Consider the following 26,157-nt stretch of genomic DNA (forward strand, 5'->3'; position numbering starts at 1 on the left):
TGGAGTGCAATCTCCCGTGTCAGTTCTGCGCCTACCGCAAATGTCGGCCACGGCCGGCAAACAAACCTGGGGCAACCTGCCCGGTGCCGCCCTCAGCCTTGCCATCGCCGAGGCCGCCAGCAGCGCTGGCCGCTTCACCCTGTTATTGACGGCCGACAGCCAGGCCGCCGACCGTCTGGAACAGGAGCTGCGTTTCTTCGCACCCGACCTGCCGGTGCTGCCGTTTCCCGATTGGGAAACCCTGCCCTACGACCTGTTCTCGCCGCACCAGGACATCATCTCCCAGCGCATCGCCAGCCTTTACCGCTTGCCTGAGCTGAGCCACGGCATCCTCGTGGTGCCGGTGACCACTGCCCTGCACCGCCTGGCACCCACGCGCTTTCTGCTGGGCAGCAGCCTGGTGCTGGACGTGGGCCAGACCCTCGACGTGGAGCAGATGCGCACGCGGCTGGAAGCCACCGGCTACCGCTGCGTCGACACGGTCTATGAGCATGGCGAGTTCGCCGTGCGCGGTGCACTGATCGACCTGTTCCCCATGGGCAGCAAGCTGCCCTACCGCATCGACCTGTTCGATGACGAGATCGAGACCCTGCGCACCTTCGACCCCGAGACCCAGCGCTCGATAGACAAGGTGGATTCCGTGCGCCTGCTGCCTGCGCGCGAATTCCCCATGCAAAAGGACGAAGTGACCCGCTTCAAGGCACGCTTTCGCGAACGCTTCGACGTCGACTTCCGCCGCAGCGCGATCTTCCAGGACCTGGCCAGCGGTATCATCCCCGCCGGTATCGAGTACTACCTGCCCCTGTTCTTCGAAGAAACCTCCACCCTGTTCGACTACCTGCCGGCGGACACCCAGGTGTTTTCGCTGCCGGGGGTGGAACAGGCCGCCGAACACTTCTGGAACGACGTGCGCGGGCGTTATGAAGACCGCCGTGGCGACCTCAGCCGGCCACTGCTGCCACCGGCCGAGCTGTTCCTGCCGGTCGAAGACTGCTTCGCCCGGCTCAAGCAGTGGCCGCGGGTGGTGGTCAGCAGCGACGACCTGGAAGCCGGCGCAGGGCGCGAGCGCTTCCCGGCGCGCGCCCTGCCCAACCTGGCGATCGAGGCCAAGGCCAACCAGCCACTGGCCGAGCTGGCCAGCTTCCTCGACCAGTTCCCCGGCCGCGTGCTGTTCACCGCTGAATCGGCCGGCCGACGCGAGGTATTGCTGGAGCTGCTCGAACGGCTGAAGCTGCGCCCGCACACCGTTGATGGCTGGCACGATTTCATCACCGGTGCCGAGCGCCTGGCCATCACCATTGCCCCACTGGACGAAGGCCTGCTGCTGGACGACCCGGCCATTGCCCTGGTCGCCGAAAGCCCGCTGTTCGGCCAGCGCGTCATGCAGCGCCGGCGCCGTGACAAACGTGGCGAAACCGCCAATGACGCGGTAATCAAGAACCTTACCGAACTGCGCGAAGGCGCACCGGTGGTGCACATTGACCACGGCGTAGGCCGCTACCTGGGCCTGGCCACGCTGGAAATCGACGGCCAGGCTGCAGAGTTCCTGACCCTGGAATATGCCGAAAACGCCAAGCTCTATGTGCCAGTTGCCAACCTGCACCTGATCGCCCGCTACACCGGCAGCGACGACGCCCTGGCACCGCTGCACCGGCTGGGTTCGGAAGCCTGGCAGAAGGCCAAGCGCAAGGCTGCCGAACAAGTCCGCGACGTGGCCGCCGAACTGCTCGACATCTACGCCCGGCGTGCCGCGCGCAAAGGCTACGCCTTCGCCGACCCGTCGGCCGACTACGCCACGTTCAGCGCCGGCTTCCCGTTCGAAGAAACCCCCGACCAGCAGGCCGCCATCGAAGCCGTGCGCGCCGACATGCTCGCGCCCAAGCCGATGGACCGCCTGGTCTGTGGCGACGTGGGCTTCGGCAAAACCGAAGTGGCCATGCGGGCGGCGTTCATTGCCGTGCACAGCGGCCGCCAAGTGGCTGTACTGGTGCCGACCACCCTGCTCGCCCAACAGCACTACAACAGCTTCCGCGACCGCTTCGCCGACTGGCCGGTGACCGTGGAAGTGATGAGCCGCTTCAAGTCCGCCAAGGAAGTCGCCGCCGCCGCTGCAGACCTGGCCGAGGGCAAGATCGACATCCTGATCGGCACCCACAAGCTGCTGCAGGACGACGTACGCTTCAAGGACCTGGGCCTGGCAATCATCGACGAAGAGCACCGTTTTGGCGTACGCCAGAAGGAGCAGCTCAAGGCCCTGCGCAGCGAAGTCGACATCCTCACCCTCACCGCCACACCCATCCCGCGTACGCTCAACATGGCGGTGGCAGGCATGCGCGACCTGTCCATCATCGCCACGCCGCCGGCGCGCCGCCTGTCGGTGCGCACCTTCGTCATGGAGCAGAACAAGAGCACCGTCAAAGAGGCGCTGCTGCGCGAACTGCTGCGCGGCGGTCAGGTGTACTACCTGCACAACGATGTGAAAACCATCGAGAAATGCGCAGCCGACCTCGCCGAACTGGTACCCGAGGCACGCATCGGCATCGGCCATGGGCAAATGCGCGAGCGTGAACTGGAACAGGTGATGAGCGATTTCTACCACAAGCGCTTCAACGTGCTGGTGGCGTCGACCATCATCGAAACCGGTATCGACGTGCCCAGCGCCAACACCATCGTCATCGAACGCGCCGACAAGTTCGGCCTGGCCCAGTTGCACCAGCTGCGCGGCCGGGTTGGCCGCAGCCACCACCAGGCTTACGCCTACCTGCTCACGCCTACCCGGCAGAAGGTCAGCGCCGACGCCGAAAAGCGCCTGGAAGCGATCGCCAACACCCAGGACCTTGGCGCCGGCTTCGTGCTGGCGACCAACGACCTGGAAATCCGCGGGGCCGGCGAGCTGCTGGGCGAAGGCCAGAGCGGGCAGATCCAGGCCGTTGGCTTCACCCTGTACATGGAAATGCTCGAGCGCGCAGTCAAGGCCATTCGCAAAGGCACCCAGCCCAACCTGGAACAGCCACTGGGCGGCGGCCCGGAGATCAACCTGCGCCTGCCGGCGCTGATCCCCGAAGACTACCTGCCCGATGTGCATGCCAGGCTGATCCTGTACAAGCGCATTGCCTCGGCGGCTGACGAAGAGGGCCTCAAGGACCTGCAGGTCGAAATGATCGACCGCTTCGGCCTGCTACCGGAACCCACCAAGAACCTCATGCGCCTGACGTCGCTCAAGCTGCAGGCGGAAAAGCTCGGCATCAAGAAAGTCGATGCCGGCCCCAATGGCGGCAAGCTCGAGTTCGAGGCTGAAACCCCGGTAGACCCGCTGACCTTGATCAAATTGATTCAGGGCCAGCCCAAACGCTACAAGTTCGAAGGCGCGACCCAGTTCCGCTTCCTGGTGCCGATGGAGCGCCCGGACGAACGCTTCAACACCTTGGAGGCGCTGTTCGAGCGCCTGACCCCACAGCCTGCCTAAGGAAGATCCATGCGTGCCATCCGTTGCCTGACCCTGCTGCTGGCGCTGTTCGCGCCAGCCGCCTTCGCCGAAGGCCTGTATCAGGTAGAAATGATTCTGGTGCGGCAGAACAGCGTGCCCGCCTTTACCAGCCCGTTCGCACCGGAAGACTGGAGCGGCGGTGCTGCGCGCCTGCACAAAGACGCCGAGCAACGCCCGGCGCTGGAAGACGAAGCCACCCGCCTGGAGGCGACCGCAGACTACACCGTGCTGATGCACAAGGCATGGCGGCAACAGGTGGGCGACCAACCCAGCCGCATCGCCTTGGGCGAAGGCACCGAGCAATTCGGCCATTTCCCTATCGAAGGCAACCTGAGCATTGCCCAAGGGCGCTTTATCGCGGTGGAGGCCAACTTCTGGGTCAACCAGCTGGATGGCAACGGCAGCGTGCTGCAAAGCGAGCAGTTCAAGCAAAGCAACAGTAACGTCAAAGGTGGGCAGCTGACCTTCCTCGACGGTGGGCACCTGGCGGTGCTGCTGAAGATCACGCCACCGGGCACGCCGAAAATGCCGGCCATGGACCCGGAGATGATGGAGCAGTAAGCGCATGAAGCCAGATGCCGCCGAGTTGGTGAATCAATACCCGAACTGGACCCAGTCGTTCAGCAAGGCCACCCTGCAGCGCGCAGAACGCTATGCCGATGAAGGCCGGGTAGAACTGGACGCTATCTACCGCCAGACCATCACCGCCCGGTGCGAAGGCAGCGGCGACAATGTCTACCAGCAAACCATCGAACTGCACATTGCAGGCGGCCGCTGCCACGTCGAGGGTGAGTGCGACTGCCCGGTACGACAAAACTGCAAGCATTGCGCTGCGGTACTGTTCACCCTCAGCGGCCCCGACATCAGCACCGAGCCTGTGCAAAGCCCACCGGGTATGCTGTCGGCCGAACTGCAGCACTGGCTGAGCGGCCTGGAGCAGCCGCCGGCCCAGACCGGCGCAGCCGATGACAAACGCGGGCGCATGGTCTGCTACCAGCTGCAACTGACCGATGCTGCCGGCTGTTCGCTGCTGGTGCGCAAAGGCACACGCAGCGAGGACGGCATCCGCTTCAGCCGGGTGCAGTCACTTTACGATTTTCTCTACGAGCCGCCGCGCTTCGTCACCGACCAGGACACGCGCATCCTGCGCCTGCTTGCGGCATTGAACCAGGGTGCCGGCCAGGACCGCGGCTACCAACTCAAAGGCCAGGAAGGCGGCGAACTGTTCCAGCGCGCACTGGAGACCGGGCGCATGCTGTTCGACGTCAACATGCCCCTGCTGCACGAAGGCCCGCCGCGCCCCGCCGAGTTCCGCTGGGTACGCCAGGACAACGGCAACTACCGGGGGCTGTGGTACAGCGGTGAGGAACCGCTGCGCTGCGTCATCCCGCTGCTGCCGCTGTACTACTTCGATGTGCAGGCGCAAGAGGTGGGCAAGGTCGAACACACCCTTGACCCGCACGTGGCCGTGCAGCTGACCATCGCCCCCGATGTGCCGGAACACCTGGTCGTGCCCCTGAGCCACAAACTCAATGCCCTGAGCCACAAGGTGCCGACCCCAGCCCCCGTGCGAGAGCAAGTGATCGAGGACATCCAGCCACAGGCCCTTCTGGCCCTCGGCAGCCTCGAGTACACCGCCTACATGCCGAAAACCGGGCGCATGCAACGGCAGATGCAACATCGCGCCGCATTGGCGTTCGACTATGACGGCCTGCAAGCCAGCGGTAGCGACGACAAGCCGCTGACCCGCCTTGCAGGCAACACCAGCCAGCGCATCCGCCGCCAGCCCCAGGCTGAACAAGCCCTGCGCAAAGTGCTGCGGGACTTCGGCTTCAGGCCTGCAACCCGGCAGAGCAAGGCATTGCCCGACAGTGCCGGGGAAATGTATCAACTGCCCGACGACGAAGCCTGGCTGCACTTTGCCCGCGAAGGCCTGCCACGCCTGCGCGAAGCCGGCTGGGCCATCGACACCCACCGCGATTTCGCCTTCAACCTGCAAGAGGTGGAAGACTGGTACGCGACCATCGACGAAGCGCCGGGCCATGAATGGTTCGACCTGGAACTGGGCATCGTGGTCGATGGCCAGCGCCATAGCCTGTTGCCGATCGTGCTGCAACTGCTGCGCAGCAGCCCAGAGCTGTTACGCCCCAGCGAACTGGCCCGGCGTAGTGATGACGAGCACCTGCTGATCGACCTGAACCGCGGCCGCCTGGATGCCCCGCCCTTGCGCGTCGCCCTGCCCTATGGCCGTATCAAGGCGGTGATGGGCACCGGCGAGCTGTACCTGCACGAAGGCAGCGTAGGCCCGGCCCTGCGCCTGGACCGCGCCGACGCCGCGCGCCTGAACCAGATCGAAGGCATGCCGCTGCATTGGGAAGGTGGCGAGCATGTGCGCGACCTGGGCCGCCGCCTGCGTGACGCGCGTGACCTGCAGGTCGCACCGCCAGTCGCGCTGCAGGCCAGCTTGCGCCCCTACCAGCAGCAAGGCCTGAACTGGCTGCAGGCCCTGCGCGAAATGGGTACCGGCGGCATTCTTGGCGACGACATGGGCTTGGGCAAGACCCTGCAGGCCTTGGCTCACCTGCTGCTGGAAAAGGAAGGCGGGCGCCTCGTCAGCCCAGCCCTGGCGGTAATGCCGACCAGCCTCATACCGAACTGGCTGGACGAAGCCGCGCGCTTCGCCCCCGACCTTCGTGTACTGGCCCTGCACGGGCCAGGGCGCAGCCAGCATTTTGCCAAGCTGGGCGACTACGACCTGGTCCTCACCACCTATGCGCTGCTGCCCCGCGACCTGCAGCACCTGCGCGCTCACGCGTGGCACGTACTGGTGCTGGACGAGGCACAGAACATCAAAAGCAGCACCAGCAAGGCGGCCCTGGCCGCCTGCGAACTGCAGGCCACCCAGCGCCTGTGCCTGACCGGCACGCCGATGGAAAACAACCTGGGCGAACTGTGGTCGATCTTCCACTTCCTGATGCCCGGCTGGCTAGGTGAACTGAAGCGCTTCAACCAGGACTACCGCACGCCGATCGAGCGCCACGGTGACAGCGAGCGCATGGCCCACCTGGCCAACCGCGTCCGGCCGTTTCTGTTGCGCCGCACCAAGGAGCAGGTGGCCACCGAGCTGCCGGCCAAAACCGAGATGGTGCACTGGGTCGAGCTCAGCGACGCCCAGCGTGACACCTACGAAGCGGTGCGCGTGGCCATGGACAAAAAAGTCCGCGATGAAATTGCCCGCAACGGTGCCGCGCGCAGCCAGATCGTGATTCTCGATGCGCTGCTCAAGCTGCGCCAGGTGTGCTGCGACCTGCGCCTGGTAAAAGGCGCGGAGAGCAAGGGTAACCAGGCCGACAAGGGCAAGCTGGGGGCACTGCTGCAAATGCTCGATGAGCTGCTCAGCGAAGGCCGCCGGGTACTGCTGTTTTCGCAGTTCACGTCGATGCTTGCACTGATCGAGCAGGAACTGCAAAAGCGCCAGATCCGTTACAGCCTGCTCACCGGCGATACCCGCGACCGGCGTACGCCAGTGCAGCAGTTCCAGCAGGGTGACAGCGAGGTGTTCCTGATCAGCCTGAAGGCCGGCGGCGTGGGCCTGAACCTGACGGCGGCAGACACGGTGATCCACTTCGACCCCTGGTGGAACCCGGCTAGCGAAAACCAGGCCACCGACCGCGCCTACCGCATAGGCCAGGACAAACCCGTGTTCGTGTTCAAGCTGATTACCCGCGGCACGGTGGAAGAAAAAATACAGGCACTGCAGCAGGAGAAGGCCGCGCTGGCGGCGAGCCTGCTCGATGGCGGCCAGGCTGGGCAGTGGCGACTGGGGGATGAAGAGATCGATGCCCTGTTTGCACCGTTGCCGGGCAAGCGTGGGCGCTGATGCCCTCGGGTCGGCCGTGAGGGTTGGCTGGCAGTGAGGCCGAGCGCCGCGCCGGCGGCGATCTCACAGGCAACCAGAAACCTGCTACAGCGGCGACAGGTCAGTCGACCAGTTGCGCCTCTTTCAACGCGCCCAACGCCGCTAGCCAGCGTGGCTGCTGGCGATAGTCGGTACGCGCAAAGCCCTGCCCGCGCATCCGGGCGATACGCGGCGAGGGCCTGACCTGCATGCGCTGCGCTGCGCTCAGTGCCAGCTCTGCCGCCGCGCGGTCATTGCAAACCAGGCCCATGTCGCAGCCGGCAGACAATGCCGCCTCGATACGGCTGGCCGCATCGCCCACCACATGGGCACCGGCCATCGACAGGTCATCACTGAAGATCACTCCGTCAAAGCCCAGCTCGCCACGCAGAATGTCCTGCAGCCAGCGGCGCGAGAAGCCGGCCGGCTGGTTGTCCACCTGCGGGTAGATGACATGCGCCGGCATCACCGCCGCCAATTGCCCGCTCAGGCGGCTGAACGGTACAAGGTCGGCCTGGCGCAGTTGCGCAAGGCTGCGCTCATCGGTGGGAATGGCCACGTGCGAATCGGCCTCGGCCCAGCCATGCCCCGGGAAGTGCTTGCCGCAGGCAGCCATGCCTGCGGCATTCATGCCCCGGATGAACGCCCCGGCCAACTGCGTCGCGCGCAGCGGGTCGCCCTCGAAGGCGCGGCTGCCCACTACGGCACTGCGCTGGTGATCAAGGTCAAGCACCGGAGCGAAGCTCAGGTCCAGGCCCACTGCCAGCACTTCGGTCGCCATCAGCCAGCCACACTGCTCGGCCAGGTATTCGGCGTTGTCGTTGTCGGCCAGCGCGCGCATGGCGGGCAGGCGCACGAAGCCCTGGCGCAGGCGTTGCACACGGCCGCCCTCCTGGTCCACCGCCAGAATCAGATCGGGGCGTATGGCGCGGATGGATGCGCATAGCTCACGCGCCTGGCGCGGGCTGTCGATATTGCGGGCGAAGATGATCAGGCCGGCCACTTCGGGCTGGCGCAGCAGGTGACGGTCTTCGGCGGTCAGCCATTTACCGGCGATGTCCACCATCAGGGAGCCTTGCAGACTGACGGTCATGGGTATTCCTTAATTGAAGACTGAACAGAAGCGCCGCTAGCTTAGCCCAAGCGCCCCGCCGCGCCCAGCCTTCAGGCCTTGGCCGTGGCGGCGCTGCTCTTGGTGCGCGGGCGCAGCTGTGCAGTGGCCATGGCCGGGTCGGTGACGCCACTGTCCGCCCGCATGCCGGCCGCCAGGAACGGCACCATCAGGCGCATGACCTGCTCGATGGACGTGTTGATGCCGAAGTCGGTTTCGGCGATGGCCCGCAGGGCCTTGATACCGGACATGCTGAACGCGGCCGCCCCCAGCATGAAGTGCACGCGCCAGAACAGCTCCAGCGGCGGAATACGCGGGGCCGCCTCGTTGACCAACAGCATGTAGCGGCGGAACACCTTGCCGTACATGTCTTCCAGGTAGCGCCGCAAGTGCCCTTGGCTCTGGCTGAAGGCAAGGCCCAGCAGGCGCATGAAGATCGACAGGTCGTTGTTGCTGCGCGGCTGCACGGCCAATGCCTGCTCCACCAGCATTTCCAGCAACTCTTCCAGGCTTGGCTTGTGCTCGGGCTTGGCCTGGCGGCGCTCCAGTTCACGCTCGAGGCTGGCGCAGAACGGGCCCAGGAAGCGCGAGAACACGGCCTGGATTAGCGCTTTTTTGGAGCCGAAGTGATAGTTGACCGCCGCCAGGTTGACCCCGGCCTTGCTGGTAATCAGCCGCAGCGAGGTTTCAGCGAACCCTCTTTCCGCGAACAGCTGCTCGGCAGCATCGAGAATGCGTTCAACGGTTTCCGATTGGGCCATGACTACTCCGACTACTCCGCCAGACAAACAGTTGTTTGAAACATACGTTTCAGCCCTGCATCTGTCAAGGCTCGGTGACCGGGCGGTCGCCGTCGGAAAACAGCGCGCGTCGTGCCTCCGGGAGGGGGCGTTCGACTTTTCTTGCAACGTGTGGCTTGAAGCTTACCCAGTACTGTATATAATCCCAGTCACTGTACAAAAAGCCAGAGCGCACAACATGCTGAAACTGACGCCACGCCAAGCCGAAATTCTCGCGTTCATCAAGCGTTGCCTGGAAGACAACGGTTTCCCGCCCACACGTGCCGAGATCGCTCAGGAACTGGGCTTCAAATCGCCCAACGCTGCCGAAGAACACCTCAAGGCCCTCGCCCGCAAGGGTGCCATCGAAATGACCCCAGGTGCATCCCGCGGCATCCGCATCCCGGGCTTCGAAGCCAAGGCCGAAGAAAGTGGCCTGCCCATCATCGGCCGTGTGGCTGCCGGTGCGCCGATCCTGGCCGAGCAGCACATCGAGCAATCGTGCAACATCAACCCCGCGTTCTTCCACCCCCAGGCCGACTATTTGCTGCGCGTGCACGGCATGAGCATGAAGGACGTCGGTATTCTGGACGGCGACCTGCTGGCGGTACACACCTGCCGGGAAGCACGCAACGGCCAGATCGTCGTGGCCCGCATCGGCGACGAAGTGACCGTCAAGCGCTTCAAGCGCGAAGGCAGCAAAGTCTGGCTGCTGGCCGAAAACCCCGAATTCGCCCCCATCGAAGTCGACCTGAAAGAACAGGAACTGGTGATCGAGGGCTTGAGCGTCGGCGTCATTCGCCGCTGATCCAGGAGGCGTCATGCAGCAGTTCATTCACGTACCCGAGCAAGCCCAGTTGCCGTTGTTCGAAGCATTCCTTGCCCAACCCGTACTTCCTGGCTTAAAGGCCAGCGAACTGGCACGCAAGCACAGCGACCCCGAGCTTTTCAGCGAACTGTCGCTGCGTGGCGCCCAAGGGCACTGCCAAAACCTGCTGGCACCCATACTGCGTGAGTTGAGCGAAGAAGACGAGACCCGCTGGCTGACCCTGATCGCGCCACCGTCTAGCCTGACCCAGGCCTGGCTGCGCGACGCAGGCCTCAACCGTGAACGGATCCTGCTGCTGCAACCCCGTAGCAATCAGAGCCCATTGCAGCTGGCCTGCGAAGCCCTGCGCCTGGGCCTTAGCCACACAGTGGTCAGCTGGCTGGGTAGCGTGAATGCCACTGCCCGCCAGCAACTGCTACGGGCAGCCACTACCGGAAATGCACAAAGCCTGAACATCCGCCTCGGCTGATGTTCAGGCTTTGCCTGTTACTTCAAAACGCCAGGCACCTGCTGCACCCTTAGGGTTCAGTGCAGCACCCGCGGCCCTTCGTCACGCTCAACCTCACCTTCCATCAGGCGACCGGCCATCTGCACGCCCACGCTGAGCATAGCCTTGGCCACTTCAACATGTTGACCCTGCAGGAATACCTTGGCGTCTTCCGAGAAATCCAAGGTTACCAGTGAGCCTTCATCCTCGGCGCGACGCAGTTCGATGCGGCCATCAGGCAACTCGACAATTTCCAGAAAAGACGTAGACATAAATGGCAGTTCTCCGCGAAAGGCCAGTATTGTATCAGCCGTTGCCGCGATCAGCACTCACTCAACGCGTCGCGAAAACGCCTGACCAGGCCTTTGAGGTTATTGCGCCAGCTTTCCAGCTCGGCACGGGACAGCGCTGGATGCTCGGGCTCGTCAAGGTTCACGGCCTGAATCAGCGGCTGGGTAACATCGGTTTTTGGCGCTTTCCTGGCGACAGGTGGTCGGAACAAATCGGCATAAGCACTGAGCATTTGCGCCAGCCAGGTTTCACGTTGGCGCGCCAGCTCCAGCAGCTCGGCCACCTCGGGGATGGCGATGCCGTTCAGGCTGTCGTCGGCCAGCGCCTGCTCCACAGTTGCCACAACCGGCAGGCGGTAGTAAGCACCAATTTCATGGCACATGCCCAGTAGCGCGCCGTACAGGTGAAACAGCGCAGACTCGCGCTCGGCTTGTACCAGGCCTTGGGCATTCATGGCCTGGCTCTGCTCGGCCTTGGCCATGGCCTCGAGGGCGAGCCCGGCAAAGAACAGTTTCTGGTTGGTGCGGGTGTAGGTTTCCTGGGCCATTTCTGTGCCCTCCCTTCAGGCTGCAAGGCAAGTTTCTGCATCATAAATGATTGGGGCCGCAAAGCGGCCCCAATTACAGCACTGAAGGCTCAGCGCTTGTCTTCTACCTTCCAGGCGCCACCGTCGTAGAACGCCTTCCAGCCGGTCGGTTTGCCATCGACCTCGGACTGCACGTACTGCTCCTTGGTTTTGCGGCTGTAGCGGATGACTGCTGGGCGCCCGTCCGGGTCTTTCTGCGGCGCATCGCACAGGAAGTGGTATTTCGGGTCTATCTCGTGCTTGTGCGGCACGATTTCCATGACCAGTGGTGCCCGGGTTTCGCGGTTCTTGGGGAACTGGCTGGCCGCCAGGAACAACCCCGAGGCGCCATCGCGCAGCACGTAGGTGTCGTCCACCTTTTCGCACTTGAGCTCAGGCATGTCCACCTTGTCCATCTTCGGTGGCGCCGCCTCGCCGTTTTTCAGCAGTTTGCGGGTGTTCTTGCAAGCCGGGTTGGTGCAGCCGAAGAATTTGCCGAACCGGCCGGTCTTCAGTTGCATCTCGCTGCCGCACTTGTCGCATTCCAGGCTAGGCCCTTCGTAACCCTTGATGCGGTAGTTGCCTTCTTCGATTTCGTAACCAGCGCAGTCCGGGTTGTTACCGCAGATGTGCAGCTTGTGCTTCTCATCCAGCAAGTAGGCATCCATCGCCGTGGCGCAGATCGGGCAACGGTGCTTGCCCAACAGCACCCGCGACTCGGACTCACCCTCGTCGTCCGCAGCGATTTCATCGCCGGGCACCAGGTTGACGGTCGCCTTGCAGCGCTCTTTCGGCGGCAGGCTGTAGCCAGAGCAGCCAAGGAATACGCCAGTGGAAGCAGTACGAATCATCATTGGCCGGCCACATTCCTTGCACGGAATGTTAGTCATGGTCGGCTGGTTGGCGCGCATGCCGTCTTCGCTCGACTCGGCCGTCTGCAGCTTCTTGCTGAAGTCACCATAGAACTCGTCGAGCACGTTTTTCCAGTCACGCTCGCCCTGGGCCACGTCGTCGAGGTTCTCCTCCATGTCGGCCGTAAAGCCGTAGTCCATCAGGTTGGAGAAGCTTTCCGACAGGCGCTCGGTGACGATGTCGCCCATTTTCTCGGAGTAGAAGCGGCGGTTGTGCAGGGTCACATAACCCCGGTCCTGGATGGTGGAAATGATCGCCGCATAGGTCGACGGGCGACCGATGCCGCGCTTTTCCATTTCCTTGACCAGGCTGGCTTCGGTGAAGCGTGCCGGCGGTTTGGTGAAGTGCTGGCTCGGGTCGATCTGCAGCAACTTCAGCGCTTCGCCCTGGACCATTTCCGGCAGTACGTCGTCTTCACCGGGCTTGCTCTGTTGTGGCAGCACACGGGTATAACCGTCGAACTTCAGGATACGGCCCTTGGCGCGCAGCTCGAAGTCGCCGGCAGCCACGGTAACACTGGTAGACAGGTACTGCGCCGGCGGCATCTGGCAAGCCAGGAACTGGCGCCAGATCAGCTCGTACAGGCGCTCGGCGTCGCGCTCCATGCCACTGAGCTTGGTCGGGTGTGTATTCACGTCCGACGGGCGAATTGCTTCGTGCGCCTCCTGGGCGCCTTCTTTGCTGCCGTAGACCAGCGGCGCGTCCGGCAGGTACTCCTTGCCGAACTCACGCTCGATGTAGCTGCGGGCCATGTCCAGGGCATCGGCCGACAGGTTGGTCGAGTCGGTACGCATATACGTGATGTAGCCAGCTTCGTACAAGCGCTGGGCCATCATCATGGTCTTCTTCACACCAAAGCCCAGGCGGTTGCTGGCGGCCTGCTGCAGGGTGGAGGTAATGAACGGCGCCGACGGCTTGCTGCTGGTCGGGCGATCTTCGCGCTTGACCACGCTGTAGCTGGAAGCTTTGAGCTTCTCCAGCGCGGCCATGGCCTGGGCTTCGTTCAGCGGCTTGAACGCCTCGCCATTTTCACGCGCCACCTCGAAACGCACCTTGGCGTTTTTCGCGGTGCCGAGGTCGGCGTGGATTTCCCAGTATTCTTCGGGGATGAACGCGCGAATTTCACGCTCGCGCTCTACCACCAGCTTGACCGCTACCGACTGCACGCGACCGGCAGACAGGCCACGGGCAATCTTGGCCCACAGCAGCGGCGACACCATGTAGCCAACCACACGGTCAAGGAAACGCCGAGCCTGCTGGGCGTTGACCCGATCGATGTCCAGCTCGCCCGGTTGCGAGAAGGCTTCCTGAATCGCCTTCTTGGTAATTTCGTTGAACACCACGCGCTTGTAGCGGGCGTCGTCACCACCAATGGCCTCGCGCAGGTGCCAGGCAATGGCTTCCCCTTCGCGGTCCAAGTCGGTTGCGAGATAGATGGTGTCGGCATCCTTGGCCAGGCGGCGCAGCTCTTCGATCACCTTTTCCTTGCCAGGCAGGATCTCGTACTTGGCTTTCCAGCCGTGGTCGGGGTCGACACCCATGCGCGACACCAGCTGGCGACGGGCCTTTTCCTTGGGTGAAAGCGCCGGGGCCTCACCCGCAGCCTTACCACGCTTGGCGGCCGGCTCTTTGCTTGCGCTGGCCGAACCGCTGGTGGGGAGGTCTCGGATATGGCCGATACTCGACTTCACCACGTACTGGTTGCCCAGGTACTTGTTGATGGTCTTGGCCTTGGCCGGGGATTCCACAATGACCAGCGATTTGCCCATGGATCGGAGTATTCCTGAATCTGAAGATGAAAAACGCGTCAGGTGCCGACACGCGGCACCGCTATATATAGTGGCAAAAGTGTGAGGTCAAGTTCGAACGATCATGCGTGCGACTTGCCCAGCAACCCGGGCAGCCCCTCTTCGGCCTTGACCAAAGCAAAGCGTGGCACCTGCTCGCCGTCAACCTCGACGGACTCCTGGAACATCGAAAGTGGCCTTACCCAGAAGCTGTAGTCACCATACAGGCACTGGTAGAAAACCATCCACTCTTCGCTCTCGGAGTGCCGCGCAACGCTGAAGACACGGTACTCAGGCCCTTTGTAATGCCGGTAGACGCCTGGCTGTATCTGCATGTTGCACACCCTCCTGAATAAAACCTGAAAAAACAAAACCGGGGCACAAGGCCCCGGTTGCTGTCCAGCGGCGCGATCAGACGCGTTCGAAGACAGTGGTGATACCTTGGCCGAGGCCGACGCACATGGTCGCCACCCCCAGGGTACCGCCATTTTGCTTCATGACATTGAGCAGGGTGCCGGAAATACGTGCCCCAGAGCAACCGAACGGGTGGCCCAAAGCGATGGCGCCGCCGTGCAGGTTAACCTTCTCATCCATCTTGTCGAGCACTTTCAAATCTTTCAGCACTGGCAAGGCCTGTGCAGCGAAGGCTTCGTTGAGCTCGATGAAGTCGATGTCGGCCATGGTCAGCCCGGCACGCTTGAGGGCTTTCTGGGTCGATGGCACCGGGCCGTAGCCCATGATCGCCGGGTCCACACCGGCCACCGCCATCGAGCGGATCACCGCCAACGGCTGGATACCCAGGTCCATGGCGCGCTGGCCAGACATGACGATCATGCACGACGCGCCGTCGGTGATCTGCGACGAGGTACCGGCCGTGACCGTGCCCCCTTTGGGGTTGAATGCCGGCTTGAGCGACGCCAGGCCTTCGAGGGTGGTTTCCGGGCGAATGGTTTCGTCGAAATCGAACACCTTCAGGAAGCCGTTCTCGTCGTAGCCCTGCATCGGGATGATTTCATCCTTGAACTTGCCTTCGACCGTGGCCTTGTGTGCCAACTGGTGCGAACGCAGGCCAAACAGGTCCTGCTGCTCACGGGTGATGCCATGCATCTTGCCGAGCATTTCTGCAGTGAGGCCCATCATCCCGGAAGCCTTGGCGGCATGCAAGGACAGGTGCGGGTTAGGGTCCACGCCGTGCATCATGCTGACATGGCCCATGTGCTCCACGCCGCCGACCACGAACACATCGCCGTTGCCGGTCATGATGGCCTGGGCGGCGGTGTGCAGCGCGCTCATCGACGAGCCGCACAGGCGGCTGACGGTTTGCGCCGCGGAGGTGTGCGGGATCTGCGTCATCAGCGAAGCCATGCGGGCGATGTTCCAGCCCTGCTCCAGGGTCTGGTTGACGCAGCCCCAGATCACGTCCTCGACCTCTTTGGGGTCGACCTTGCCGTTGCGCTCCAGCAGCTTGCTGATCAGGTGCGCCGACATGTCCTCGGCGCGGGTGTTGCGGTGCATGCCACCCTTGGAGCGGCCCATTGGCGTGCGACCGAAGTCGACAATCACCACGTCTCTTGGATTCAGGCTCATATCAAATCTCTCGCTCTAGCTCGTTGACCGCTCAGTTAAAGAAGCGCTGGCCATTCTTGGCCATTTCACGCAGCTTGGCGGTCGGGTGGTACAGCGGCCCCAGGTCGGCATAGCGATCGGCCAGGGCAACGAATTCGGCGACACCGATCGAGTCGATGTAGCGCAGCGCACCACCGCGGAAGGGCGGGAAACCAATGCCGTAGACCAGACCCATGTCGGCTTCGGCAGCGGTCTCGACGATGCCGTCTTCCAGGCAGCGCACGGTCTCCAGGCACAGCGGCACCATCATCCAGTTGACGATGTCTTCATCGGTGACTTCGCGCTGTTCGAACACGATCGGCTTGAGCACGTCGAGCACGGTGGCGTCGAACACTTTCTTCGGCTTGCCACGCTTATCGGTTTCGTAGGCGTAGAAGCCTTTGCCATTCTTCTGCCCCAGGCGGTTGGCCTCGTACAGGGCATCCACCGCCGAGCGGCGCTCGTCCTTCATGCGGTCAGGGAAACCTTCGGCCATCACGTCACGGCCGTGGTGGCCGGTGTCGATACCCACCACGTCCATCAGGTAGGCCGGGCCCATTGGCCAGCCGAACTTTTCCATGACCTTGTCGATGCGCACGAAGTCGACACCGGCGCTGACCAGCTTGGCAAAGCCGCCGAAGTACGGGAACAGCACGCGGTTGACCAGGAAGCCCGGGCAGTCGTTGACCACGATCGGGTTCTTGCCCATTTTCTTGGCATAGGCCACGGTGGTAGCCACAGCCACTTCACTGGACTTCTCGCCACGGATCACTTCCACCAGCGGCATCATATGCACCGGGTTGAAGAAGTGCATGCCGACGAAGTTTTCCGGGCGCTTGAGCGCCTTGGCCAGCAGGTTGATGGAGATGGTCGAGGTATTGGAGGCCAGGATCGCATCGTCCTTGACCTGCCCTTCCACTTCCGCCAGCACCGCCTGTTTGACTTTCGGGTTCTCGACCACGGCCTCGACCACGATGTCGACATTGGCAAAGTCGCCATAGGACAGGGTCGGGCGAATGGCATTGAGCGCCTCGGCCATCTTGGCCGGGGTCAGGCGGCCCTTTTCAACGCGGTTGCCAAGCAGCTTGGAGGCCTCGTTCAAGCCCAGCTGGATGGCTTCCTCGCGGATGTCCTTCATCAGGATCGGGGTGCCCTTGACCGCGGACTGGTAGGCGATGCCGCCACCCATGATCCCGGCGCCAAGCACGGCAGCCTGCTTCACGTCGTGGGCGATTTCGTCGTGCGCCTTGGCCTTGCGCTTGAGCTCCTGGTCGTTCAGGAACAGGCCGATCAGGCTCTCGGCAACCGAGGTCTTGGCCAGTTTGGCAAACCCGGCCGCTTCGACTTCCAGTGCCTTGTCGCGGCCGAAGTTGGCGGCCTTCTGGATGCTCTTGATGGCTTCGACCGGGGCCGGGTAGTTCGGCCCGGCCTGCCCGGCTACGAAGCCCTTGGCAGTTTCGAACGCCATCATCTGTTCGATGGCGTTGAGCTTGAGTTTTTCCAGCTTGGGTTGGCGTTTGGCCTTGTAGTCGAGCTCACCGCTGATGGCGCGCTTGATCAGGTCGATGGCGCCAGCCTGCAGCAGCTCGGGCGCAACCACGGCATCGACGGCGCCGACTTTGAGGGCGTCTTCGGCGCGGTTTTCCTTGCCGGCAGCGATCCACTCGATGGCATTGTCCGAACCGATCAGGCGCGGCAGGCGCACGGTGCCGCCAAAGCCCGGGTAGATGCCCAGCTTGACTTCCGGCAGGCCGATCTTGGCGCTGCTGGACATGACACGGTAATCGGCGGCAAGGCACATTTCCAGGCCGCCACCCAAGGCGATGCCATTGATGGCCGCGACGGTCGGCACTTCGAGGTCTTCGAAGGCGTTGAAGATGCGGTTGGCTTCCAGGTTGCCGGCGACCAGTTCGGCCTCGGGCAGCTTGAAGTTGTCGACGAACTCGGTGATGTCGGCGCCGACGATGAACACGTCCTTGCCACTGCTGACGATAACGCCCTTGACCGAGGCGTCGGCCTGGATGGCGCCTACGGCCTCGCGCAGCTCGTTCAGGGTCAGGCGGTTGAACTTGTTGACGGACTCACCCTTGAGGTCGAACTTGAGCTCGACGATGCCACTTTCAAGAGCCTTAACCGTGATGGCTTTACCTTCGTAAATCATCAACTGATCTCCACGATATGGAAGCTGAACTGTACACGCCGATCGCTGCAGCGGAAGCAGGCCTAGCTGCCCCGCCCAGGCACACCCGTCAGCGCGCTAGTCGGAAGTATGGCTTGGCGTGGTGACATACAAACGCTCAATTCATACGCCCGTTTGATTTGGGTGTGCACACATTCTCCGAAAAGATCTGCGTTGTCAAATGCTCACGAGCACGAAGAAAACGCGACTTTCCGGTCATTGTGTACCGTGCGCGCAGCAAACCATGATGACAGTGATCACCGGTCATTCATGCCAGCGATCAACCCCCGCGATTGCACAGCGCTGCACATTTTCGCTTGCGCGCCGACCGGGTATGGCTACACTGCCACTTGCGTGAATGAATACCCGGCCTGCCTGGCCTTTTCTGCGAAAGCAGAACGCAAAGCGGCGACTTGGCACCCCACCCCTTCAGGGGTTTGCCAAGCCGCCGCTTTGTCGTTGTAGGCGCGGTATTGTGTCTTGAGAGGGGATTAGACACAGTTGCTCCTGCAAGTACGGCGACACGTCCAAGCCAGCGCAGGCCCTGTGGGAGCGGGCATGAACGCGAACACCGGCGCAGCCGGTGCCAGACACCGCGTCGCCTGCTTCGCGGGCTTGCCCGCTCCCACAGGTGAATCGCGCTGGCTTTTCAAATTTTGAGAAAGACAGTTGCTCCTGCAAGTACGGCGGCAATCCAAGCCAGCGCAGGCCCTGTGGGAGCGGGCATGCCCGCGAACACCGGCAAAGCCGGTGCCATCCACCGCGTCGCCTGCTTCGCGGGCAAGCCCGCTCCCACAATGAATCGCGCTGGCTTTTCAAATTTTGAGAAAGACAATTGCTCCTAAAGGGATCGTGTTTAACTGAACTCAGGCGAGGACTTCGAGGACGTAGGCAACATCCTGCAATACAGCCGTATCGCCCCGTTCAGTCCAGTACAACGCGATCATCTGAGCATCCGCTTCGACCTTGTAAACGCTCGCCGGCAAGCGCGCCAGCGCCTCCACGTAACGCGGGTCTTCGCAGGGTTCGCGGTACTGGTTCCACCACACCCCCGGGCTGACCTGCCAGTAGCTGAAGCTGTTCTGGTGCCCATGGCGGCGCGCCCGGTGGTACTGCGGGCAAGGACTTGGCGGCTCCTTCTCCAGCCAGTGCGGCCACTGTTGCGGCGCCAGCTGCATGGCCAACCCCATACGTCGGGCTTCCAGGCGCAGCTTCATCTGCTCGCTCTGCTTGCGCGAACTGCGCAACCAGGAAAATGGGCTGAGAATCAGCGCAAGGATTGACACCACCAGCAATACCGTCATATCAGTAGATTCCATAAAGCGTTGCAAATGAGCTGGTTAGCCATTTTTCACGGAAGACCCGCCCGAAAGCGACCATACTTCCTTTATCGCGATTGTCAGGAGTACTGCTCATGCCCTACGAACATTTGTTGGTCGCGGTCGACCTGACCGAAGAATGCGACCCGGTGATCAAGCGCGCCATGGCCTTGGCTGCCCCATCGAACGCCAAGGTATCGCTGGTGCATATCGTCGAGCCAATGGCCATGGCGTTTGGCGGCGATGTGCCGATGGACCTGTCGCAACTGCAACAACAGCAGTTCGACCAGGCTAAAGAACGCATGGACCGGTTGTTCAACAAGTACCCAGACATTAATCGGGGCGACTCGCACCTAACTTACGGCCAACCGCGCCAGGAAATCCACCAGCTGGCCAAGGACCAGAAGTGCGATCTGATCGTGGTCGGCAGCCATGGCCGCCATGGTCTGGCGTTGCTGTTGGGGTCCACTGCCAATGACGTGCTGCACGGTGCGCCGTGTGACGTGCTGGCGGTGCGCTTGCAGAAGAAGGACTGATTCAACCTGCTCCGGCCCTATCGCCGGCATGCCAGCTCCCACAGGGCCACCATAAGGTTTGAAATCCATGGTGCCTCTGTGGGAGCTTGCCGGCGATAGGGCCGGAGCAGGCTAACAACTATCAGCCTTCCAGCTCAGCCCAGCGCTCTACCAATACATCCAGCTCACCCTGCAGCTTCTCAATCCTGGCCAGCACTGCCGAAGTTTCCGCAAGCGGCCGCTGATAGAAGCCCGCCGCATTCACCTCTTCCTGAGCTTCAGCCATGCGCTGCTCCAGCGCGTCGATCTGCCCCGGCAGCATTTCCAGCTCACGCTGCAGCTTGTAGCTGAGCTTCTTCTTCGATGCCTCCTCCACTACCGGCGCAGCAACAGGCGCAGGCTTGGCCTCGACCTTCTCCACCACCGCGCTGTTGAGGGCCGACTTGCCGCCTTTGCTCTCGGTCACGCCCAGCAGCCTCGGCGAGCCACCCTGGCGAATCCAGTCCTCATAACCCCCTACATACTCGCGCACCTTGCCCTCGCCTTCGAACACCAGGGTGCTGGTGACGACGTTGTCGAGGAAGGCCCGGTCGTGGCTGACGATCAGCACGGTGCCCTTGTAGTTGGACAGCACCTCTTCGAGCAGTTCGAGGGTTTCCACGTCCAGATCGTTGGTCGGTTCGTCGAGCACCAGCAGGTTGGCCGGCTTGCTGAACAGCTTGGCCAGCAGCAGGCGGGCACGCTCACCCCCCGACAGCGCCTTGACGGGTGTGCGCGCACGCTGGGGGCTGAACAGGAAGTCGCCCAGGTAACTGAGCACATGGCGGTTCTGCCCATCGATCTCGATGAAGTCACGGCCTTCGGCGAGGTTGTCGATCACCGTCTTTTCCAGCTCGAGCTGGTGGCGCATCTGGTCGAAATAGGCCACTTCCAGCTTGGTGCCGCGCTCGACCTTGCCTGAAGTGGGCTCCAGGTCACCGAGCATCAACTTCAGCAAGGTGGTCTTGCCGGTACCGTTGGCACCCAGCAGGCCGATACGGTCTTCGCGCTGCAGGACCATGGAGAAGTCCTTGACCAGCATCGGCCCTTCGGCATGATGGAAACTCACGTTTTCCAGCACCATGACCTGCTTGCCGGACTTTTCCGCTGCCTCGATCTGGATGTTGGCCTTGCCCTGGCGTTCGCGGCGCTCACCACGCTCTACCCGCAGGGCCTTCAAGGCACGCACGCGACCTTCGTTGCGGGTACGGCGGGCCTTGATGCCCTGGCGAATCCACACTTCCTCTTGGGCCAGGCGCTTGTCGAACAGCGCGTTGGCGGTTTCTTCGGCGGCCAGTGCGGCCTCCTTGTGTACCAGGAAGCTGGCGTAGTCGCCGTTCCAGTCGATCAGGCCGCCACGGTCCAGTTCAAGGATGCGGGTGGCCAGGTTCTGCAGGAACGAACGGTCGTGGGTAATGAACAGTACCGCGCCGTTGAAGCCGCGCAGGGCCTCCTCGAGCCAGGCAATGGCGCCGATGTCCAGGTGGTTGGTCGGCTCGTCGAGCAGCAGCAGGTCGGGCTCCGACACCAGCGCCTGGGCCAGCAGCACCCGGCGGCGCCAGCCACCGGACAGCTCGGCCAGGGTCTTGTCGGCAGGCAGTTGCAGGCGGCTGAGGGTGCTTTCCACCACCTGCTGCAGGCGCCAGCCGTCGCGGGCTTCCAGTTCGTGCTGAACATGCATGAGCTTTTCCAGGTCATCGTCGCCCTGGATGTTCATGCTCAGGTGGTGGAACTGCGCCAGCAGTTCACCCACGCCGTCGAGGCCGGCCGCGACCACGTCGAACACCGTGCGCTCATCGGCCACCGGCAGTTCCTGCGGCAGTTCGCCGATCTTCAGGCCCGGGGCACGCCAGATTTCCCCGTCGTCGCCCTTTTGCTCGCCCTTGACCAGGCGCAGCATGCTCGACTTGCCGGTGCCGTTGCGGCCGATGATGCACACCCGCTCGCCACGAGCGATCTGCCAGGACACTTTGTCCAGCAGCGGCATGGCGCCGAATGCGAGGGACACATCGCTGAATTTGAGCAGGGTCATGTTGGTCTCCATAAATCGGGCGCGCATTCTACCTGACTTGGGCCCCCGACGGCAGCAGCCAGGCCAATCGATGCACGCGTGGCGACATCCGGTCGACGTTAATATGCCGATACAAGCACAGTGCTTTCACCCGCTGCCGGCAAACGGCTAAGCTAAGGCAATAGCTTCCAACAGTGCTGGCTCCGCCGTCACTTCCCCATGGTTCAACTGCCCGGACGTATCATGCGCAGCCGCCTGTTACAAATTGCTTCCTGCCTGCTGCTGACCGCTGCCACCAGCGCGGCACAGGCCACCGACCTCACCCTGCAGCGCCAGTACTACGACGAAGCCAAGCGCGCGCTGGCCAAGGGCGACAAAGGCCCTTACCTGCGCTATGCCCAGGCTCTGAGTGACTACCCGCTGACCCCGTACCTGGCCTACGACGAGCTCACCGCCCGCCTGAAAAGCGCCAGCAACCAGGAAATCGAGGCGTTCCTCGCCAAGCATGGCGACCTGCCCCAGGCCAACTGGATGAAACTGCGCTGGTTGCGCTGGCTGGCCGAACGCGGCGAGTGGGACACCTTCGTCAAGTACTACGACCCCAAGCTCAATTTCACCGAGCTCGATTGCCTCAACGGCCAGTACCAGCTCAGCCATGGCCTGCGTGCCGAAGGCAACGCCACCGCCGAAAAGCTGTGGAACGTGGGCAAGTCGCAACCTGCCGCGTGCGACACACTGTTCGGCATGTGGGCCGCTGAAGGCCAACTGACCGAGAGCAAGCGCTGGCAGCGCACCAAGCTGGCGGCCCAGGCGCGCAATTACAGCCTGGCCAATAGCCTGGTCAACGGCCTGACCACCCTCGGCCCGCAAGGCCGGCTGCTGGTCGACGTGGCACAGAAGCCTGAGCTGCTCAACCAGCCATCACGCTTTGCCCCGGCCAACGAGGCGATGGCCGATGTGGTCAGCCTGGGCCTGCGCCGCCTGGCCCGCCAGGACCCGGAGCGGGCCATGGCGCTGCTGGACGACTACGCCCAGCGCATGCATTTCTCCCGCGAAGAAAAGGTGGCCATCGCCCGCGAAATAGGCCTGACCATGGCCCGCCGCTACGACCCGCGGGCGCTCGACCTGATGACCCGCTACGACCCTGAGCTGCGCGACAACACCGTCAGTGAATGGCGCCTGCGCCTGCTGCTGCGCCTGGGCCGCTGGGAAGATGCCTACGAGCTGACCCGGCGCCTGCCTCAGGACCTGGCCAGCAGCAGCCGCTGGAAGTACTGGCAAGCGCGCAGCCTGGAGCTGGCACAGCCGAACAACCCGCAGATCCCGCTGCTGTACAAGACCGTGGCGCGCGAGCGTGACTTCTATGGTTTCCTCGCCGCCGACCGGGCCAAGACACCGTACCAGCTGAACAACAAACCCCTGTTGCTGAGCCCGCAACTGGTGAAGAAAGTACGCAATACACCCGGCATCCAGCGGGCACTGGAATTCCATGCCCGCGGCCAGATCGTCGAAGGCCGCCGCGAGTGGTACCACGTCAGCCGGCACTTCACCCGCGATGAAATGGTGGCCCAGGCGCGCCTGGGTTATGAATTGCGCTGGTACTTCCCGGCCATCCGCACCATCAGCCAGGCCCAATACTGGGACGACCTGGACATCCGCTTCCCGATGGCCCACCGCGATACCCTGGTGCGCGAAGCCAATGTGCGCGGCCTGCATTCGAGCTGGGTATTCGCCATTACCCGCCAGGAAAGCGCGTTCATGGAAGACGCACGCTCCCCGGTAGGCGCCAGCGGCCTGATGCAACTGATGCCGGCTACCGCCAAGGAAACTGCGCGCAAGTTCAGCATTCCCCTTGCCTCACCGGCACAGGTGCTCAACCCGGACAAGAACATCCAGCTGGGCGCCGCCTACCTGAGCCAGGTGCACAGCCAGTTCAACGGCAACCGGGTCCTGGCCTCAGCAGCCTACAATGCGGGGCCCGGGCGCGTGCGCCAGTGGCTGAGGGGCGCCAAGCACCTGAGTTTCGATGTGTGGGTGGAGTCGATCCCGTTCGACGAAACCCGCCAATACGTGCAGAACGTGCTGTCGTATTCGGTGATCTACGGGCAGAAACTGAACTCACCGCAGCCGCTGGTGGATTGGCATGAGCGGTATTTCGATGACATGTAAGGTTCGCTGAGCCCTTGCCGGCCTGTTCGCGGGTAACCCTGTGAGCAGGCCAGTGTCAGCATGCCGCTATTCCAGGATTTCCACGTCCATCCCGACCTCAAGCCACCCGCTGCCATCCGCCGCCAGGTTCTGCCCGAACAGGATATCGCCTTCCTTTTCGCGGAAGGTCCTGAGCGTGGCCATCGGTTCGCGGTCTTCACTGCGCTCGCCGGTGGCGGGGTCGATGGTGGTAAAAATACACCTTACACTCGGTTTGAGCAGCCGGAATTCGAGGGTGCCAATGCGGATACGCTTCCAGCCATCCTCGGCGAAAGGCTCGGCCCCCTGCACCACCAGGTTCGGCCGAAAACGCAGCATCTCCATGGGCCGCCCCACACGGCGGTCAAGTTCGTCCAGCGAGCCCTGGCCGATCAGCAACAAGGGGAAACCATCCGGAAAAGCCGCGCGATCGCTGTTGAAGCCATAACCGTTGGGCAAGTAACGGGCACGCTGCTCCGGGCAATGCACCAGGCGCACAGCCTTGCCCAGCCACTCGCTCAGCCAGGCCGCCGCGGCATCGCCGGCGTCTGGGACGCGCAAGGTATCGCGCCAGATCGTCACGCCACGCAGGCCGTCATCGGCAGGGGGCACTGCCACCCTCAGCGAGGCGCGCCCAGGCGCCTGCAAGAGCAGCTGGCCGCCGCCGTCATCGTGCGCCGCGATCTGGCCAAGGCGTGGCCAGGCACGCTGGGTCAGGAAGCGTCCGTTTTCTTCCTCGACCACCATCCAGCGCCGGTCACCCTGCAGGCCCAGCAGCCCCACCGGCGAAGCGCGCAGGCTTTGCGCTTGGCACGACTTCACCGGGTATCGGTACAACTCACTCAGAAACATCCCTGCCGCCTCGCGTCTTGGCAAATGCCAAGCTTATACCGGGCAGGCGTGGCGATCACGCGGTGGCCGTATCCAGCTGCAGGCGCTGCTTGACCACGTCGACAAGGCGATCGGGCTGGAACTTGGAAAGGAAGTTGTCGCAACCCACTTTCTTGACCATGGATTCATTGAAACTGCCCGACAGCGATGTGTGCAGCACTACATAGAGTTGGCGCAGCCGCGCATCGCTACGAATCTCGGTGGTCAGGCGGTAGCCGTCCATTTCCGGCATTTCGGCGTCGGTGAACACCATCAGCAGCTTTTCACATACGTCCTCGCCCGCATCGGCCCAACCCTTGAGCATGCGCAGTGCCTTCAGGCCATCACTGGCCACATGCAGTTTCATGCCCAACTGGGACAAGGTGTCGCGCAACTGCGCCAGGGCCACACTGGAGTCGTCCACCAACAGCACCTCCCGGCCTCGCGCCCTTGCCAGCACGGGGTCGGCCAGTTTCTCGCCAGAAACCCGGGCGTTGTAAGGCACGATTTCAGCCAGCACCTTTTCTACGTCGATGACCTCGACCAGTTGATCATCGACTTTGGTGATGGCAGTCAGGTAATGCTGGCGCCCGGCGCTGGACGGCGGCGGCATGATCGACTCCCAGTTCATGTTGACAATGCGGTCGACCCCTCCCACCAGGAAGGCCTGCACCGAGCGGTTGTACTCGGTGACGATGATGGTGCTGTCGGGCGTGGGTTGCAGCGGGCGCATGCCAATGGCTTGGGACAGGTCGATCACCGGCAACGTCTGCCCACGCAGGTTGACCACGCCGCAGACGAACGCATGGCGCTGGGGCATCAGGGTGAGCTTGGGCAGTTGCAGCACTTCCTGAACCTTGAACACGTTGATCGCGAACAATTGGCGGCCCGCCAGGCGGAACATCAGGATTTCCAGGCGGTTCTCACCTACCAGTTGCGTGCGTTGGTCTACCGTGTCGAGAATGCCAGCCATTGGAAAGCCCCCAGGCTTGAGTCGAAAAAGGTGAATTGACCTACCCTGTATCGGCGGCTTGCCGCACACCTTGACCCTTGCGGGAAAATGCCGAGCCGGCAATTGATATCACTTTACCATCATGCTTTACTGCCGGCACCTTGCGCGATTTCAGCAGCCTACATCAGGGAAACCCCTAGGGGCAGTCAGGTGGAACCTGATATTCGCGATATCCTTTAGCCATTAATGTGACGCCATTCTCATTGCATGAATGGAGTCAGGCTTTTGCTAGCTATCGTTGCGGTGTGCCCGTCACCTGCGCCTACCCCACGCG

At 62.9% G+C, this 26,157-nt stretch carries 19 protein-coding genes; 7 read left to right on the forward strand and 12 right to left on the reverse strand.

Annotation, left to right across the window (positions count from 1 at the left end):
* Window positions 1-16 precede the first annotated feature (16 nt).
* The 3 genes from mfd to GEV39_RS16505 are packed head-to-tail and all read left to right on the forward strand — an operon-like array spanning window position 17 to window position 7,367.
* The gene (gene mfd / locus GEV39_RS16495; RefSeq protein WP_009686288.1) at window positions 17-3,466 is read left to right on the forward strand and encodes a transcription-repair coupling factor; all 3,450 of its coding nucleotides are present in this window, start codon (window positions 17-19) and stop codon (window positions 3,464-3,466) included.
* A gap of 9 nt (window positions 3,467-3,475) precedes the next feature.
* Entirely contained in the window at window positions 3,476-4,048 is a 573-nt protein-coding gene (locus tag GEV39_RS16500) for a CsiV family protein (RefSeq protein WP_173890496.1), read from the forward strand.
* 4 nt (window positions 4,049-4,052) lie between these two features.
* Window positions 4,053-7,367, forward strand: a complete 3,315-nt coding sequence (locus GEV39_RS16505; RefSeq protein ID WP_173890498.1) for a DEAD/DEAH box helicase — start codon at window positions 4,053-4,055, stop codon at window positions 7,365-7,367.
* 100 nt (window positions 7,368-7,467) lie between these two features.
* Here GEV39_RS16505 and nagZ read toward each other — a convergent pair whose 3' ends face one another.
* Window positions 7,468-8,466 carry a beta-N-acetylhexosaminidase gene (gene nagZ, locus GEV39_RS16510; RefSeq protein WP_173891721.1) on the reverse strand — a complete coding sequence of 333 codons (999 nt, stop codon included), beginning with the start codon at window positions 8,464-8,466 and terminating at the stop codon, window positions 7,468-7,470.
* Window positions 8,467-8,549: 83 nt separating this feature from the next.
* Window positions 8,550-9,257: a TetR/AcrR family transcriptional regulator gene (locus tag GEV39_RS16515; protein ID WP_009686283.1), complete on the reverse strand. Its 708-nt coding sequence runs from the start codon at window positions 9,255-9,257 to the stop codon at window positions 8,550-8,552.
* A gap of 217 nt (window positions 9,258-9,474) precedes the next feature.
* Here GEV39_RS16515 and lexA point away from each other — a divergent pair, with 217 nt between their 5' ends.
* Window positions 9,475-10,083: a transcriptional repressor LexA gene (lexA, locus tag GEV39_RS16520; protein ID WP_029887015.1), complete on the forward strand. Its 609-nt coding sequence runs from the start codon at window positions 9,475-9,477 to the stop codon at window positions 10,081-10,083.
* 13 nt (window positions 10,084-10,096) lie between these two features.
* Window positions 10,097-10,573, forward strand: a complete 477-nt coding sequence (sulA, locus tag GEV39_RS16525) for an SOS-induced cell division inhibitor SulA (RefSeq protein ID WP_173890500.1) — start codon at window positions 10,097-10,099, stop codon at window positions 10,571-10,573.
* Window positions 10,574-10,629: 56 nt separating this feature from the next.
* Here the strand turns inward: sulA and GEV39_RS16530 are convergent, their stop codons facing one another.
* The 7 genes from GEV39_RS16530 to GEV39_RS16560 all read right to left on the reverse strand — a co-directional run bounded on the left by GEV39_RS16530 (window position 10,630) and on the right by GEV39_RS16560 (window position 19,234).
* Window positions 10,630-10,863, reverse strand: coding sequence for a hypothetical protein (locus GEV39_RS16530; RefSeq protein ID WP_173890501.1), 234 nt, complete (start codon window positions 10,861-10,863; stop codon window positions 10,630-10,632).
* 50 nt (window positions 10,864-10,913) lie between these two features.
* Window positions 10,914-11,429: a DUF6586 family protein gene (locus tag GEV39_RS16535; protein ID WP_173890503.1), complete on the reverse strand. Its 516-nt coding sequence runs from the start codon at window positions 11,427-11,429 to the stop codon at window positions 10,914-10,916.
* An 89-nt stretch (window positions 11,430-11,518) separates the two neighbouring features.
* Window positions 11,519-14,128, reverse strand: a complete 2,610-nt coding sequence (topA, locus tag GEV39_RS16540) for a type I DNA topoisomerase (RefSeq protein ID WP_173890505.1) — start codon at window positions 14,126-14,128, stop codon at window positions 11,519-11,521.
* A 101-nt stretch (window positions 14,129-14,229) separates the two neighbouring features.
* Window positions 14,230-14,481 (reverse strand): DUF1653 domain-containing protein, encoded by a 252-nt coding sequence (locus GEV39_RS16545; RefSeq protein ID WP_025754461.1) that lies wholly within the window; start codon window positions 14,479-14,481, stop codon window positions 14,230-14,232.
* A 76-nt stretch (window positions 14,482-14,557) separates the two neighbouring features.
* Window positions 14,558-15,733, reverse strand: coding sequence for an acetyl-CoA C-acyltransferase FadA (gene fadA / locus GEV39_RS16550; protein WP_003248768.1), 1,176 nt, complete (start codon window positions 15,731-15,733; stop codon window positions 14,558-14,560).
* A gap of 31 nt (window positions 15,734-15,764) precedes the next feature.
* Window positions 15,765-17,912: a fatty acid oxidation complex subunit alpha FadB gene (gene fadB / locus GEV39_RS16555; RefSeq protein ID WP_029887012.1), complete on the reverse strand. Its 2,148-nt coding sequence runs from the start codon at window positions 17,910-17,912 to the stop codon at window positions 15,765-15,767.
* 884 nt (window positions 17,913-18,796) lie between these two features.
* The gene (locus tag GEV39_RS16560; protein ID WP_173890507.1) at window positions 18,797-19,234 is read right to left on the reverse strand and encodes a hypothetical protein; all 438 of its coding nucleotides are present in this window, start codon (window positions 19,232-19,234) and stop codon (window positions 18,797-18,799) included.
* Between the two features lie 110 nt (window positions 19,235-19,344).
* On the opposite strand from GEV39_RS16560, the gene GEV39_RS16565 reads away from it, so the two are divergent.
* Complete coding sequence (locus tag GEV39_RS16565) at window positions 19,345-19,785, forward strand: universal stress protein (RefSeq protein ID WP_173890508.1); 441 nt, start codon at window positions 19,345-19,347, stop codon at window positions 19,783-19,785.
* 121 nt (window positions 19,786-19,906) lie between these two features.
* Here the strand turns inward: GEV39_RS16565 and GEV39_RS16570 are convergent, their stop codons facing one another.
* Window positions 19,907-21,835: an ATP-binding cassette domain-containing protein gene (locus tag GEV39_RS16570; RefSeq protein ID WP_173890510.1), complete on the reverse strand. Its 1,929-nt coding sequence runs from the start codon at window positions 21,833-21,835 to the stop codon at window positions 19,907-19,909.
* A 222-nt stretch (window positions 21,836-22,057) separates the two neighbouring features.
* Between GEV39_RS16570 and GEV39_RS16575 the strand changes: the two genes are divergently transcribed.
* Window positions 22,058-23,983, forward strand: coding sequence for a transglycosylase SLT domain-containing protein (locus GEV39_RS16575; protein ID WP_173890512.1), 1,926 nt, complete (start codon window positions 22,058-22,060; stop codon window positions 23,981-23,983).
* A 66-nt stretch (window positions 23,984-24,049) separates the two neighbouring features.
* Here GEV39_RS16575 and GEV39_RS16580 read toward each other — a convergent pair whose 3' ends face one another.
* Entirely contained in the window at window positions 24,050-24,853 is an 804-nt protein-coding gene (locus GEV39_RS16580) for an MOSC domain-containing protein (RefSeq protein WP_173890514.1), read from the reverse strand.
* Between the two features lie 55 nt (window positions 24,854-24,908).
* Window positions 24,909-25,844 (reverse strand): chemotaxis protein CheV, encoded by a 936-nt coding sequence (locus GEV39_RS16585; RefSeq protein ID WP_173890516.1) that lies wholly within the window; start codon window positions 25,842-25,844, stop codon window positions 24,909-24,911.
* Between the last annotated feature and the right edge of the window lie 313 nt (window positions 25,845-26,157).

The sequence above is a fragment of the Pseudomonas sp. NY5710 genome, from assembly GCF_013305665.1.
Classification (GTDB): domain Bacteria; phylum Pseudomonadota; class Gammaproteobacteria; order Pseudomonadales; family Pseudomonadaceae; genus Aquipseudomonas; species Aquipseudomonas juntendi.